Below are 13,327 nucleotides of genomic sequence, written 5' to 3'. Positions count from 1 at the left end.
GTGCAGACGTGAAGCGGGCCCGAGCTATGGAGCTCGGGCCCTTGTCAGCCGCCATGCGCCTGCGGGCGGCTGACCGCCTCCAGTAAATCAGTCGTTGGGGTGAATCAGGCCTCGAGGTCCACCGTGCGGGCTGTATCGGCCTGAACCGCGACGGCGATGTCGTCGAGGACCGTCGGCACGATCTTCGAGTCGACCGACAGCGCGACCAGCGCCTTGCCGCCCTTGCGGTCCCGGCTGACCTGCATGCCGGCGATGTTCACGTCGGCGTCGCCGAGGATGCGGCCGATCTGGCCGACCGCGCCCGGCCGGTCCTCGTAGGTGAGGAACGCCAGGTGCGCGGACAGCTCGATCTCGAGGTCGTACCCGTCGATCTCGACCAGCCGCTCCGACTGCCGGACGCCGACGAGCGTGCCGGACACCGACACCTGGGCGCCGTCGGCGAGCGTGCCGCGGAGCGTGATCAGGTTGCGGTGCTCGGGGCTGTCGTGGTCGGTGACGAGCCGGACCTCGAGGCCCCGCTCGGCGGCCAGCAGCGGCGCGTTCACGTACGAGACGTTGTCCTCGACGACATCCGCGAAGACGCCCTTGAGCGCGGCGAGCTCGAGCACCTTCACGTCGTACTGCGTGATCTCGCCGCGGACCTCGACGTCGAGCTGCTGCGCGACGCCGCCGGCCAGCGCGGTGAAGATCCGGCCGAGCTTCTCGGTCAGCCCGATGCCCGGGCGGACGTCCTCGGCGATCACGCCGCCCTGGACGTTGACCGCGTCCGGGACCAGCTCACCCGAGAGCGCGAGCCGGACCGACTTGGCGACCGCGATACCGGCCTTCTCCTGCGCCTCGTCGGTGGACGCGCCGAGGTGCGGCGTGACGACGACGTTCTCGAACTCGAACAGCGGCGAGTCGGTGCAGGGCTCGGACGCGAACACGTCCAGACCGGCGCCGGCCACCCGGCCCTCCTTGAGCGCGCTGTAGAGCGCCTGCTCGTCGACGATGCCGCCGCGGGCCGCGTTCACGATGATGACCTCGGGCTTGACCTTGTGCAGCTGCTCGTCGCCGATCAGGCCGATGGTCTCCGGGGTCTTCGGGAGGTGCACGGAGATGAAGTCACTGGTCGCCAGCAGCTCGTCCAGGGTGGCGAGCCGGACGCCCATCTGCGCGGCCCGGCCGGCCTGCACGTACGGGTCGTAGGCGATCACGTTCATGCCGAAGGCGGCCAGCCGCTGCGCGACCAGGACGCCGATCTTGCCGAGGCCGACGATGCCGACGGTCTTCTCGAACAGCTCGACACCCGAGTACTTGCTGCGCTTCCACTCGCCCTTCTTGAGCGACTCGTTCGCGGCCGGGACCCGGCGCGCGGACGCCAGCAGCAGCGCGACTGCCAGCTCGGCGGCGCTGGTGATGTTGGAGGTCGGCGCGTTCACGACCATCACACCGGCCTGGGTGGCGGCCTTCACGTCCACGTTGTCCAGACCGACACCGGCGCGGGCGACGACCTTCAGCTTCTTCGCGGCGGCCAGGGCCTCGGCGTCCACCTTGGTGGCGCTGCGGATCAGGATGGCGTCGACGTCGGCGATGGCCGGGAGCAGCTCGGCGCGGTCGGCGCCGTTGGTCTGGCGGATCTCGAAGTCGGGGCCGAGCGCCTCGACGGTGGCCGGGCTGAGCTCTTCGGCGATCAGGACGACGGGCCGGGTTACGTCAGTCATGGAGGAATCTCCTGCAGAAGCGGTAGGGGCTCATCAAGAACAGAGCACCGCGCTGTGCCCGCTGCTTCGATGGTACCCCGTCCACTCCGCACCGTGAACGGGGACCCGAATGCCGGTCACTAGCTGTCGCAGGGGATTGCGGGTGCCATCGGGGAGGTCCGGTCGATCACGAGCTTGCCCTTGGAGCGGACCAGTTCGAACTTTGTGTCCAACCGGCTGCAGTTCTGCCCGGCGGCGCCCGTTGCTGTAGGAGCGAACAGCACGTTGTACGACATCCGCGCGTACGACCCGTCCGCGGCCAGATCGGTGAGCTTGGGGCCGAAGAAGTACGACGTCAGGTGCTTGGCCCTGTCTTGTTCCTCGCTCAGGCTCCGGGCGAGCCGTGGCGAGTACAACGGCCGCAGCGCGGCGAAGTCCTGGCGGTTCTCCAGGGTCAGGTAGCTGGCGAGCATCTTCTGGACCTCTACCGCCAGCGGTGTGTTGGCGACCTGCAGCACCGGCGCGATCGCGGCCTGCGAACCGTGCGACTGCTCACAGGTTCCACCCGCCCCGACGGTGAGGCCTGTCGGCGCTGGAGCGACGTACCCGCGAAGCTTGTCGAGACCGACGATCGTGCTGGCCTGGACGGTGTCGCCGACGACGAGGCCGATGAGTCCGCCGGACTTGTCGACGACCGGGCCGCCCAGCTTGGCCGCGTTCATGACCTCGCCGAGCGCCGTCGGGTCGGCCGCCGAGCCGATCGCGTTGATGACCTGCTTGCCCGCCGCCGTGTAGCCGACCAGTGCCCGCTCGGCCTTCGGTTCGGGATTCGTCGGCGGCAGGTGCAGCGGCTCGCCGTCGAACCCGATCGACTGCAGGACGGCGACGCCGTCCGTGCTGGTGCCGAGCAGGTTGGCGCGCCGGATCCGGCCGTCGGGCATCACGACCACGATCGATCGCGGTTCCTCGACCGCGGACGTCGCGGTCAGGATCCGGCCGTTGTCGATCAGTACGCCGGAGGCCTCGCCGGACCCCGCACAGGTCGACGCGAGCACCCGGACGACAGAGGGTCCGACCGACTTCAGCACTTCGTCGGTGTTCAGCTGCAGGCTCTCCTGCCGGATGAACCAGCCCGCACCGGCGCCGCCCGCGACGATCACGATCAGGACGAGCAGGCCGGCCAGGATCCGGCCGAAGATCCACGGACCCCGAGGTGGCGGCGTGGCTCCGGACGAGCGGCTCGGAGCCTCCAGCTGGGTCAGCGTGCCGGCACCCGCCGGAACCCGCCGCGGCGGCCGCGGAGTCCCGCTCCTGCCGTCCTCCACCGCTCGCCTCCCCCAGAATTCCCAGAATCACCAGTACAGACCACAACCGTCACACATTGTGTCAAACAAAAGGGCCCGGACCACCCACCTGGATGGTCCGGACCCTCGAGTCAGCTGCGGGGTCGCTCGTCAGCGGGCCGCGCTGCCCTCGACGTAGTCGTCGTCGTGCGACTTGACCCACGCCATCAGGCCGCGCAGCTCCTTGCCGACGGCCTCGATCGGGTGCTCCTGGCTCTTCTTGCGGAACTCCGCGAACTCCGGCGCGCCGGCGTCCTGGTCGGCGATGAAGCGGGCCGCGAAGGTGCCGTCGGTGATGTCGCCGAGGACCTCCTTCATCCGGGCCTTCACCGACGCGTCGATGATCCGCGGGCCGGACACGTAGTCGCCGTACTCGGCGGTGTCGGACACCGACCAGCGCTGCTTGGCGATGCCGCCTTCGTAGATCAGGTCGACGATCAGCTTCAGCTCGTGCAGGCACTCGAAGTACGCGACCTCGGGCTGGTAGCCGGCCTCGGTCAGCGTCTCGTAGCCGGCCGTGATCAGCGCCGACACACCACCGCAGAGGACGGCCTGCTCACCGAACAGGTCGGTCTCGGTCTCCTCGGTGAAGGTGGTCTTGATACCGCCGGCCCGCAGACCGCCGATGCCCTTGGCGTACGAGAGCGCCAGGTCCCACGCCTTGCCGGTGGCGTCCTGCTCCACCGCGACCAGCACGGGTACGCCGCGACCCTCGGTGTACTCGCGACGGACCAGGTGACCCGGGCCCTTCGGGGCGACCATGAACACGTCGACACCCGCCGGCGGCTTGATGTAGCCGAACCGGACGTTGAAGCCGTGACCGAAGACCAGCGCGTCACCGTCGACCAGGTTCGGCTCGATGGCCTCCTTGTAGAGCTTGCGCTGGGCGGGGTCCGGGGCGAGCACCACGATCACGTCGGCTTCCTCGACCGCCTCGGCCGGGGTGACGACCCGCAGGCCCTGGGCCTCGGCCTTGGCCCGGCTCTTCGAGCCTTCCGGCAGACCGACCCGGACGTCGACGCCGGAGTCGCGCAGCGAGAGCGCGTGGGCGTGGCCCTGGGAGCCGTAGCCGAGCACGGCCACGTGCCGGCCCTGGATCACCGACAGGTCGGCGTTGTCGTCGTAGAACATTTCAGCAGCCACTTCGGGCACTTCTCCTTAGTGTTGATTCGGTACGACGGCGGTACGGCCCGGCGGCGGGGCCGGCACCGGGTGGTGCGCGGAACTGGCACTGGCGCCGGCACTGGAACTGGCAGGCCGCGCCTGTACGTTCGGGGGTCCGGTCTGCACGTGCGGCGGCGGCACCGGGACCGGTCGCAGGGTGCGGTCGGAGATGGAGCGACTGCCCCGGCCGATCGCGACCATGCCGGACTGCACCAGCTCGCGGACGCCGAAGGGTTCCAGCACCCGGAGCATGGCTTCGAGTTTCTCGGGATTGCCGGTCGCCTCGATCGTGATCGCGTCCGGTGCCACGTCCACCACCTTCGCACGGAACAGCTGGACGGTCTCCAGCACCTGTCCGCGGGTCAGGGTGTCCGCCTTGACCTTCACCAGCAGCAGTTCGCGCTGAACCGTCTGCGTGGGTTCGAGTTCGACGATCTTGATCACGTTGACCAGCTTGTTGAGCTGCTTGGTGATCTGCTCCAAAGGCTGCTCGTCCACGCTGACCGCGATGGTCATCCGGGACACCTCGGGATGCTCGGTCGGGCCGACCGCGAGGGAATCGATGTTGAACCCGCGGCGCGAGATCAACGCCGCCACGCGGGCCAGCACACCGTGCTTGTTCTCCACCAGGATGCTCAGCGTGTGCTTGGACATCAGAGTTCCTCCCCGTCCCACTGCGGCGCCATGTCGCGGGCGATCTGGATCTCGTCGTTGCTCACACCGGCGGCGACCATCGGCCACACCATCGCGTCGCGGTGCACCACGAAGTCGACCACGACCGGCTGGTCGGTGACCGACATCGCCTTGTCGATGGTGGCGTCGACCGAGTCCTTGTCGGAGCAGCGCAGCCCGACGCCGCCCATCGCCTCGGCGAGCTTCGCGAAGTCCGGGATCCGGGCCGAGTGCAGGTCGGTGTTGGAGTAGCGCTTGTCGTAGAACAGCGTCTGCCACTGGCGGACCATGCCCAGCGACTGGTTGTTGATCACGGCAACCTTGATCGGGATGCCCTCGAGCGCGCAGGTGACGAGCTCCTGGTTGGTCATCTGGAAGCAGCCGTCGCCGTCGATCGCCCACACGGTCTTGTCCGGCCGCGCGACCTTGGCGCCCATCGCGGCCGGCACGGCGTACCCCATGGTGCCGAGACCGCCGGAGTTCAGCCAGTGACGGGGCTTCTCGAACGGCAGGTAGTGCGCGGACCACATCTGGTGCTGGCCGACGCCGGCGGTGTAGATGGCGTCCGGGCCGGCGATCTTGCCGATCCGCTCGATCACGTACTGCGGGGACAGCGTGCCGTCCTCGGGGTCGTCGTACGCCACCGGGTACTTCGCGCGGACCGACTCGAGCTGACCACGCCAGGCGTCGTACGACGGGGTGCGGCCGGCGCTCGCGATCTCGGTCCTGAGGGCCGCGATCAGGTCGGTGATGACCTCCTTGCAGTCACCCACGATCGGCACGTCGGCGGCGCGGTTCTTGCCGATCTCGGCCGGGTCGATGTCGGCGTGGATGACCTTCGCCTCGGGCGCGAACGAGTCGAGCTTGCCGGTCACCCGGTCGTCGAACCGGGCGCCCAGGGTGATCAGCAGATCGGACCGCTGCAGGGCGCCGACGGCCGAGACGGAGCCGTGCATCCCCGGCATGCCGAAGTGCAGGTCATGGGTGTCGGGCAGCGCGCCGCGGGCCATCAGCGTGGTGACCACCGGAATCCCGAGCAGCTCGGCGAGCTCCTTCAGCTCGGCGCTGGCCTGGGCGCGGATCACACCGCCGCCGACGTACAGGACGGGCTTCTCGGCGGCGACGATCAGGCGGGCCGCCTCGCGCACCTGCTTGGGGTGGGGGCGGGTCACCGGCCGGTAGCCGGGCAGCGACAGCTCGGTCGGCCACTGGAAGTCGACGCCATGGGTCTGCATCGCGTCCTTGGTGACGTCGACCAGCACCGGGCCGGGGCGGCCGGTAGAGGCGATGTGGAACGCCTCGGCGATCGTGGTGGCGATGTCGTTCGGGTCGGTCACCAGGAAGTTGTGCTTGGTGATCGGCATCGTGATGCCGCGGATGTCCGCCTCCTGGAAGGCGTCCGTACCGATCGCGGCCCCGGCGACCTGGCCGGTGATCGCCACCAGCGGCACCGAGTCCATGTACGCGTCGGCGATCGGCGTCACCAGGTTGGTCGCGCCCGGCCCGGAGGTCGCCATACACACGCCGGTCTTCCCGGACGCCGCGGCGTACCCCTGGGCGGCGTGACCGGCGCCCTGCTCGTGACGTACCAGGATGTGGCGGATCTGGGTCGAGTCGAGCATCGGGTCGTACGCCGGGAGGATCGCGCCGCCCGGGATGCCGAAGACGGTGTCGACCCCGGCATGTTCCAGTGCGCGGATCAGAGCCTGTGCCCCGGTCAGCTGCTCACTCATGAGTGCCTTCCCTCAGTCCTGTCACGATGTGGCCTTGATGGCTTTTCGCGACCGATCCATCCTCGCTCGTGGCTGTCGCTTCGCGCCATCTGGGTCGCAGATAGTCGCACTGGCAACAAAAAACCCCCTCCGCCGGGTGGGCTGAAGGGGGCGCGCTCGACTCTGTGGTCGCGTCAGTCGGCGCGCCGCACAAGTACGAGGAGAATCGATCGCATGTAGGCATTATTCGCCTGCGCACCGCGACCGGGTCAAGTTCGGCACCCGTCCGTCCCATGTAATGAGACGCCCGTCTTACCGATAGGCCGGCAAGTCAGATGCAGACAGCGCCCTCGGAGGCTGAGCGGACCAGGCGGGTGTATTTGCCGAGGACGCCCTTGGTGATGGCTGGGGTCTTCGGGGTCCAGCCCACGCGGCGGCGCTCGAGTTCCTCGGGGTCGACGTGGAGGTCGAGAGTGCGGTTCTTGACGTCGAGGGTGATCCGGTCGCCGTCCTGGACGAAGGCGATCGGGCCGCCGTCGACGGCTTCCGGCGCCACGTGACCCACGCAGAGCCCCGTCGTACCGCCGGAGAAGCGGCCGTCGGTGAGAAGCAGGACGTCCTTGCCGAGGCCCGCGCCCTTGATCGCGCCGGTGACCGCGAGCATCTCGCGCATGCCGGGGCCGCCCTTCGGGCCTTCGTACCGGATCACCACCACATCACCGGGATTCAGTGAGCCGACCGCGTCCATCGCACCACGCTCGCCGTCGAACACCCGCGCCGTACCTTCGAAGACGTCCGAGTCGAAGCCGGCGCTCTTCACCACGGCGCCCTCGGGCGCGAGCGAGCCGTGCAGGATCGTGATGCCGCCGGTGCCGTGGATCGGCTTGTCCAGCGCGCGGATGATGGTGCCGTCGACATCGGGTGGCGCGATGTCGGCGAGGTTCTCGGCCATCGTCTTGCCGGTCACCGTCAGGCAGTCGCCGTGCAGCAGGCCGGCGTCGAGCAGCGCGCGCATGATCACCGGGATGCCGCCGACGCGGTCGACATCCGTCATCACATAGCGGCCGAACGGCTTGAGATCACCGAGATGCGGGACCCGGTCGCCGATCCGGTTGAAGTCGTCGAGCGTCAGGTCGACCTCGGCCTCGCGAGCGATCGCGAGGAGATGGAGTACGGCGTTCGTCGAGCCGCCGAGCGCCATCACCACGGCGATCGCGTTCTCGAACGCTTCCTTGGTGAGGATCTGGCGGGCGGTGATCCCCTTCTGCAGCAGGCCGACGACCGCCTCGCCGGACTTGCGGGCGTACCCGTCGCGGCGACGGTCCACCGCGGGTGGTGCGGCCGAGCCCGGGAGCGACATGCCGAGGGCTTCGGCGGACGCGGCCATGGTGTTGGCGGTGTACATCCCGCCGCAGGCGCCCTCGCCGGGGCAGATCGCGCGCTCGACCGCGTCGACCTCGTCCTGGGTGATCAGGCCGCGGACGCAGGCACCGACCGCCTCGAAGGCGTCGATGATCGTGACGTCCTTGTCGCCGAGCTTGCCCGGCATGATCGAACCGGCGTACAGGAAGACCGACGCCAGATCGAGCCGGGCCGCGGCCATCAGCATGCCCGGCAGCGACTTGTCGCAGCCGGCCAGCAGAACCGAACCGTCCAGCCGCTCGGCCTCCATCACGGTCTCGACCGAGTCGGCGATGATCTCGCGGCTGACGAGCGAGTAGTGCATGCCGACGTGGCCCATCGAGATGCCGTCCGACACGCTGATCGTGCCGAACTCGAGCGGGTATCCACCGGCCGCGTGCACGCCGTCCTTGACCGCCTTGGCGAGCCGGTCCAGCGACAGGTTGCACGGGGTGATCTCGTTCCAGCTCGACGCGACGCCGATCTGTGGCTTGGCCCAGTCGTCGTCCCCCATCCCGACCGCGCGCAGCATGCCTCTGCTGGCGGTCGCTTCCAATCCGTCGGTGACTGTCCGGCTGCGGGGCTTCACATCGACCATGCCGCCCACCCTATTCCTCCGCCGACGGCACCGACGGGAGCATCACCACGGTGGCTGGGTAGCGGCCCAGTAAGGTGCAGGGCGTGATCGATGACCCGTACGGCGACCAGCAGTTGGTGGAGCTCTACGACCTGGACAACCCGTCCGGCGAGGATCATGACTACTACCGTGCTTTGGCCGAGGGGACTGCGAAGGTCCTGGACTTCGGTTGTGGAACCGGCCTGCTCACCCGGTCGCTGGCCGTGCCCGGACGGGTGGTGATCGGCGTCGACCCGAGTCCCACCATGCTCGGGTACGCGCGCCGGCAGCCCGGCGCCGACGCGGTCACCTGGATCGACGGGGACCACCGGGTGGTGGAGCCGACCGGCGATGTGGATCTCGCGGTCAGCAGCGGCAACACGATGATGCACGTCGCGGAGCACGCGGCCGCGGTCGCTGCGCTGGCGGCCGCGCTGCGTCCGGGTGGGGTGCTCGCTTTCGAGTCGCGCAATCCGGCGGCGCGTGCGTGGGAGCAGTGGACGAGCGAGGCGACGTACGGCGAACGGGACACGGTGGCCGGGCACCTCAAGGAGTGGCTCGAGCTGATCGAGATCGCGAACGGGCGCGTGACGTTCGACGCGCACAACGTCTTCGAGGACGGGCGTGACGCGGTCTACCGGAACGTTCTGTACTTCCGGTCTGCTGACGAGATCACGGCCGACCTGCTCGCGGCGGGCTTCTCGGACGTGGTCATCGAGGGCGATTGGCACGGGGAACCGTTGACCGAGGCATCACGCCTGCTGGTGGTGCGCGCGACGAAGTAGGCTGGGCGCACCGCGACTGGCGAGGGTGGAGTACCACCGGGGAGCGGATGTGTTCCTGTAGGGCGTCGTCCGCCTGGGCGCCTCCGATCCCAATCGGAGGTCCCGATGCGTCTGCGCTACGGAATGAACCCGCACCAAGCCGCCACGATCGACGCACCACCTTTCAAGCCACCCTTCATGGTGGTCGCGGGCGAACCGTCCTACATCAACGTCCTCGATGCGCTCACCGGGTGGCAGTTGGTGCGGGAGGCTGCAGAGCGGTTCGGCGTACCGGCTGCGGCGTCGTACAAGCATGTGTCGCCGGCGGGTGCTGCGCTCGGCGAGACGGTGACGGCCGCGTACACCCGTGCGCGGGACGCTGATCCGAAGTCGTCGTACGGCGATTTCGTTGCGGTCTCGCATCCGGTGGATCTCGAGTTGGCCATGGTGCTGAAGCGGGTGGTGTCGGACGGGATTATCGCGCCCGGGTACGACGAGGGCGTGGTGGAGATCCTTGCCGCGAAGAAGCGCGGGACCTACCTCGTGCTGGAGGTGGACCCGGAGTTCGAGCCGCCGGCGGAGGAGGTCCGCGAGGTGTTCGGCGTACGGCTCACGCAGGAGCGTGATGCGCTGCCGATGCCCCGCGACCTTCCGGACGATGTGGTGCTGGGGATGATCGTCGCCCGGTATACGCAATCGAACACGGTCGTGATGGTGAAGGACGGGATGACGATCGGCATCGGCGCCGGGCAGCAGTCGCGGGTGGACTGTACGAGGCTCGCCGGCGAGAAGGCGGCGCTCTGGTGGGCCCGCCGTTCGGCCGATCCGCTCACCGGTGTCTCGATGGTTTCCGACGGTGCGCTGCCGTTCACCGACAACGTCGTGGAGGCCCAGCGGTACGGTGTTTCGCACATTGCCGAGCCGGGTGGCTCGATCCGCTCGCCCGAGGTGGTGGCCGCCTGCGCGGCGGCCCGGATCACGTGGTCGGAAACCGGGATGCGCCTGTTCAGGCACTGAGATTCAGGCGCTGAGCAGGTAGTTACCTGAGGCAACGGCTTTGCGAACCTCGGTTGCTGTCCGCGGCGCATCGAGCCGGGTGGTGTCGATCGCGTGCGGCTCGAGCACGCCGAGATCCGCGAACGCGCCGTGCAGACCGGTCAGCGCGTCGGCGTCGGTCAGCTCTGACTCGGGGCGCGCCTGTCCACGGCCCAATGTCGTCTCCAGGTCAGCACGCAGTACGACATAGGACATCGTCCACTCCCCCGCCGCGGCGGCCGCGCGGAACGGGGCGAGGAACCACGGCCCGATGATGCCGTCGACGACCACGTCGTACCCGCCGCGCGCGTACACGCTCACGGTCGCGACGATCGCGTCGACGACGACCTCGTTCTGGCGGTGCGCTCCCGGCAGGTACGGCGCGATGAACCCGGTGCGGATGCCGCGGTAGAACTCGTCGGTCGTCAGGTGCATCGTCGGCCGCGGCGCGTCGGTCGCGACCAGCCGGGCCACGGTCGTCTTGCCCGAGCCCGACGGGCCGGTCAGCAGGAGGACGTTGCTCATGCCACCCGACGCTAACCAAGCACGCCGCCGAACGGCAGTCTTTTCTTTTCGCCGGCGCCGGACGTCAGCCGCCGGCCACGCTCGGGAGGACGAGGAGCTCGTCGCCTTCGGTGAGCTTGGTCTCGAGCCCGGAGAGGTCGCGGATGTTGTCGTTGCCGAGGTAGATGTTCACGTGCCGGCGGACCGCACCTTGCTCGTCGGTGAGGCGGCGGCGGAGCGCCGGGTGTTCGGCTTCGAGCGCCGCGAAGACCGAGGCGACGGTCGGCGAACCGTCCACCTCGACCTCCACGCGTTCGGCGCCGCCCGCGAACGGGCGCAGCACCGTGGGTAGGCGGACCGCGATCATCCGACGACCGCGGCGCGCACCGTCAGTACGTCGGGAAGGTGGCGCGCGACCTCGGTCCAGCTGTCGCCGGCGTCGGCGCTCGCGTAGATGCAGCCGTCCCGCGTGCCGACGTACACACCGGCCGGATCGGCGGTGTCGACGGTCATCGCGTCACGCAGCACCGGCGCGTAGGAGACGTCGGGCAACCCGGCGGCCAAGGGCTCCCAGGTCGAGCCGGCGTCGCGGGAGCGGTAGACCCGGCACTGCGCCTCGGTCGGGATCCGGTTCGCGTCCGCGACCAGCGGGAAGACGTACACGGTCTCGGGTTCGTGCGGGTGCACCACGATCGGGAACCCGAAGTCCGACGGGAGGCCGTCCGCGATCGACTTCCAGATCGCGCCGGCGTCGTCCGACCGGTACACGCCGTGGTGGTTCTGCGCGAACATCCGATCAGGGACGTCGGGGTGCGCAGCCAGCTTGTGGACACACTGACCGAACTCCGGATACGGGTCCGGGAAGAACTTCGCCTGGATCCCCTGGTTCCGCGGCGACCAGGACTGCCCGCCGTCGGTGGTCTGGTACACCCCGCCGGTCGACATCGCGACGCTCACTCGGTCGGCGTCAGTCGGATGCGGCAGCACGGTGTGCACCGCCTGGCCGCCGAATCCGGCGCCCCACTCCTTGCGGTGCGGGTGGTCCCACAGGCCGGTGACCAGCTCGAACGTCACTCCGCCGTCGGTCGACTTCCACAGGGCCGACGGCTGCGTCCCGGCGTACACGACGCCCGGTTGGCCGGCCGGGGCCGGCTGGATCTGCCAGACCCGCTCGAGGGAGGCGTCGGCGTCGGCCGGGAACCCGATCGAGCCCTCCGGCGGCTCGGCCCAGGTCGCGCCGAGGTCGTCGGAGTGGAAGACCGCCGGGCCCCAGTGCTCGCTGGTGCCGCCGACGAACAGCCGGGCTCCGTGGGCACTGTCGCCGCGGGTATCGATGCCCACGGCATACACGCCCTGCATCTCCAACTCCGGCACCGGTCCGTCGAGCCGCCACTCCTTACGGGCAGCGTCACTCCGGCCGATCCAGAGACCTTTCTTGGTCCCGATCAGCAGTACGGCCTCGGACATCGTTGTCCTCCTCTTTCAGCGTGGCGGACCTGCCACCACATTGATCAACGGTTCCCCGGATGCGTAGCGCTCCAGTTGCGCGCGCACCAGCCTGGCCACCCGTGGCGCGAACGCCGTCGAGGCGCCGCCGCGATGCGGATTGATCAGTACGTTCGGAGCAGACCACAGCGGATGTCCGGTGGGCAACGGCTCGGGATCCGTGACGTCCAGCGCGGCCCGGATCCGCCGCGTCCCGAGCTCGGTCAGCAACGCGTCGGTGTCCACGACGACACCGCGTGCGACGTTCACCAGCAGCGCGCCGTCCTTCATGCTCGCCAGGAACTTCGCGTCGACCATCCGCTTGGTCTCCGGCGTCGCCGGCGTCAGCAGTACGACGACGTCCGCGCGCGGCAGCAGCTCAGGCAGCTGGGAAATCGGGTGTACGCCGTCCCGCTCCCGCCGCGCGACCCGGATCACGTCGCACTCGAAGCCGGTCAGCCGGCGCTCGAGCGCCTCGCCGATCGCGCCGTACCCGAGGATCAGCACCGTCCGGTCGGCGAGCGAGTCGTCGACCTCGTCGTACGACCCCGGCCAGACCTGCTGCTCCTGGTCACGGACGGCTCGCGGAAGATTCCGGTACGACGCCAGGATCAGCCCGACCGCCAACTCGGCCGTGGACGCGTCGTGCACGCCGCGCGCGTTGCACAAGGTGACGCCCTCGGCGAGCCGCGACTGCGCGTGCTCGAACCCGGCGGTCTGCAGCTGCACGACCTTCAGCGCCGGCATGTCACGGATGACGTCGAACACGTCACCACCGCCCATGTAGCTGGGCACGTAGAACTCCACCTCGTCGAGCGACTTCGGCCGCTCACTACCGGAGTAGAAGTCCACGTGGTACCCCTTGGGCACCCCGCCGAGGAACGCGTCCGGGTCCTCCCACGGGAGCCATGCCTTCACCACATCAGCCATGACACGAACCTACTCGCGA

The 13,327-nt window shown here is 69.3% G+C and carries 10 protein-coding genes, 2 pseudogenes and 1 riboswitch; of the genes and pseudogenes, 2 read left to right on the top strand and 10 right to left on the bottom strand.

Features of this window, described 5'->3' with window-relative positions:
• Window positions 1-104: 104 nt before the first annotated feature.
• The 6 genes and pseudogenes from serA to ilvD all read right to left on the bottom strand — a co-directional run bounded on the left by serA (window position 105) and on the right by ilvD (window position 8,572).
• On the bottom strand, window positions 105-1,703 hold the full coding sequence (gene serA / locus EV649_RS32835; RefSeq protein ID WP_130387538.1) for a phosphoglycerate dehydrogenase: 1,599 nt from the start codon (window positions 1,701-1,703) through the stop codon (window positions 105-107).
• Between the two features lie 119 nt (window positions 1,704-1,822).
• On the bottom strand, window positions 1,823-3,007 hold the full coding sequence (locus EV649_RS32830; RefSeq protein ID WP_130387537.1) for a trypsin-like peptidase domain-containing protein: 1,185 nt from the start codon (window positions 3,005-3,007) through the stop codon (window positions 1,823-1,825).
• A 129-nt stretch (window positions 3,008-3,136) separates the two neighbouring features.
• Complete coding sequence (gene ilvC, locus EV649_RS32825; protein WP_130387783.1) at window positions 3,137-4,156, bottom strand: ketol-acid reductoisomerase; 1,020 nt, start codon at window positions 4,154-4,156, stop codon at window positions 3,137-3,139.
• A gap of 183 nt (window positions 4,157-4,339) precedes the next feature.
• Window positions 4,340-4,843: pseudogene (ilvN, locus tag EV649_RS32820) on the bottom strand (acetolactate synthase small subunit); the annotation flags it as partial.
• Window positions 4,843-6,594: an acetolactate synthase large subunit gene (locus EV649_RS32815; protein ID WP_130387535.1), complete on the bottom strand. Its 1,752-nt coding sequence runs from the start codon at window positions 6,592-6,594 to the stop codon at window positions 4,843-4,845. The gene EV649_RS32815 and the pseudogene ilvN, both read right to left, overlap by 1 nt.
• Before the next feature lie 310 nt (window positions 6,595-6,904).
• The gene (ilvD, locus tag EV649_RS32810) at window positions 6,905-8,572 is read right to left on the bottom strand and encodes a dihydroxy-acid dehydratase (protein WP_130387534.1); all 1,668 of its coding nucleotides are present in this window, start codon (window positions 8,570-8,572) and stop codon (window positions 6,905-6,907) included.
• Window positions 8,573-8,655: 83 nt separating this feature from the next.
• Here ilvD and EV649_RS32805 point away from each other — a divergent pair, with 83 nt between their 5' ends.
• The gene (locus EV649_RS32805; RefSeq protein WP_130387533.1) at window positions 8,656-9,375 is read left to right on the top strand and encodes a class I SAM-dependent methyltransferase; all 720 of its coding nucleotides are present in this window, start codon (window positions 8,656-8,658) and stop codon (window positions 9,373-9,375) included.
• A gap of 2 nt (window positions 9,376-9,377) precedes the next feature.
• A riboswitch (ZMP/ZTP riboswitch) is annotated at window positions 9,378-9,461 on the top strand.
• A gap of 7 nt (window positions 9,462-9,468) precedes the next feature.
• A pseudogene (locus EV649_RS32800) lies at window positions 9,469-10,371 on the top strand (5-aminoimidazole-4-carboxamide ribonucleotide transformylase); the annotation flags it as partial.
• A gap of 3 nt (window positions 10,372-10,374) precedes the next feature.
• Here the strand turns inward: EV649_RS32800 and EV649_RS32795 are convergent.
• The 4 genes from EV649_RS32795 to EV649_RS32780 all read right to left on the bottom strand — a co-directional run bounded on the left by EV649_RS32795 (window position 10,375) and on the right by EV649_RS32780 (window position 13,308).
• A complete protein-coding gene (locus tag EV649_RS32795) occupies window positions 10,375-10,914 on the bottom strand; it encodes an AAA family ATPase (RefSeq protein ID WP_130387531.1) in 540 nt (179 codons plus the stop codon).
• A 64-nt stretch (window positions 10,915-10,978) separates the two neighbouring features.
• The gene (locus EV649_RS32790; RefSeq protein ID WP_130387530.1) at window positions 10,979-11,260 is read right to left on the bottom strand and encodes a ubiquitin-like small modifier protein 1; all 282 of its coding nucleotides are present in this window, start codon (window positions 11,258-11,260) and stop codon (window positions 10,979-10,981) included.
• Entirely contained in the window at window positions 11,257-12,360 is a 1,104-nt protein-coding gene (locus tag EV649_RS32785) for an exo-alpha-sialidase (RefSeq protein ID WP_130387529.1), read from the bottom strand. Before EV649_RS32785 ends, EV649_RS32790 begins: the two co-directional genes overlap by 4 nt.
• Window positions 12,361-12,375: 15 nt before the next feature.
• Window positions 12,376-13,308 carry a 2-hydroxyacid dehydrogenase gene (locus tag EV649_RS32780; protein WP_130387528.1) on the bottom strand — a complete coding sequence of 311 codons (933 nt, stop codon included), beginning with the start codon at window positions 13,306-13,308 and terminating at the stop codon, window positions 12,376-12,378.
• Window positions 13,309-13,327: the final 19 nt, after the last annotated feature.

The sequence above is a fragment of the Kribbella sp. VKM Ac-2569 genome (genome assembly GCF_004216905.1).
Taxonomy (GTDB): Bacteria; Actinomycetota; Actinomycetes; order Propionibacteriales; family Kribbellaceae; genus Kribbella.
This window is presented reverse-complemented; position numbering and strand designations above follow the sequence as displayed.

Coding starts and splice junctions, on each gene's coding strand:
- serA (WP_130387538.1), bottom strand. CDS start 1,703: ATGACTGACGTAACCCGGCCCGTCGTCCTGATCGCCGAAGAGCTCAGC.
- ilvC (WP_130387783.1), bottom strand. CDS start 4,156: ATGTTCTACGACGACAACGCCGACCTGTCGGTGATCCAGGGCCGGCAC.
- EV649_RS32815 (WP_130387535.1), bottom strand. CDS start 6,594: ATGAGTGAGCAGCTGACCGGGGCACAGGCTCTGATCCGCGCACTGGAA.
- ilvD (WP_130387534.1), bottom strand. CDS start 8,572: ATGGTCGATGTGAAGCCCCGCAGCCGGACAGTCACCGACGGATTGGAA.
- EV649_RS32795 (WP_130387531.1), bottom strand. CDS start 10,914: ATGAGCAACGTCCTCCTGCTGACCGGCCCGTCGGGCTCGGGCAAGACG.
- EV649_RS32790 (WP_130387530.1), bottom strand. CDS start 11,260: ATGATCGCGGTCCGCCTACCCACGGTGCTGCGCCCGTTCGCGGGCGGC.
- EV649_RS32785 (WP_130387529.1), bottom strand. CDS start 12,360: ATGTCCGAGGCCGTACTGCTGATCGGGACCAAGAAAGGTCTCTGGATC.
- EV649_RS32780 (WP_130387528.1), bottom strand. CDS start 13,308: ATGGCTGATGTGGTGAAGGCATGGCTCCCGTGGGAGGACCCGGACGCG.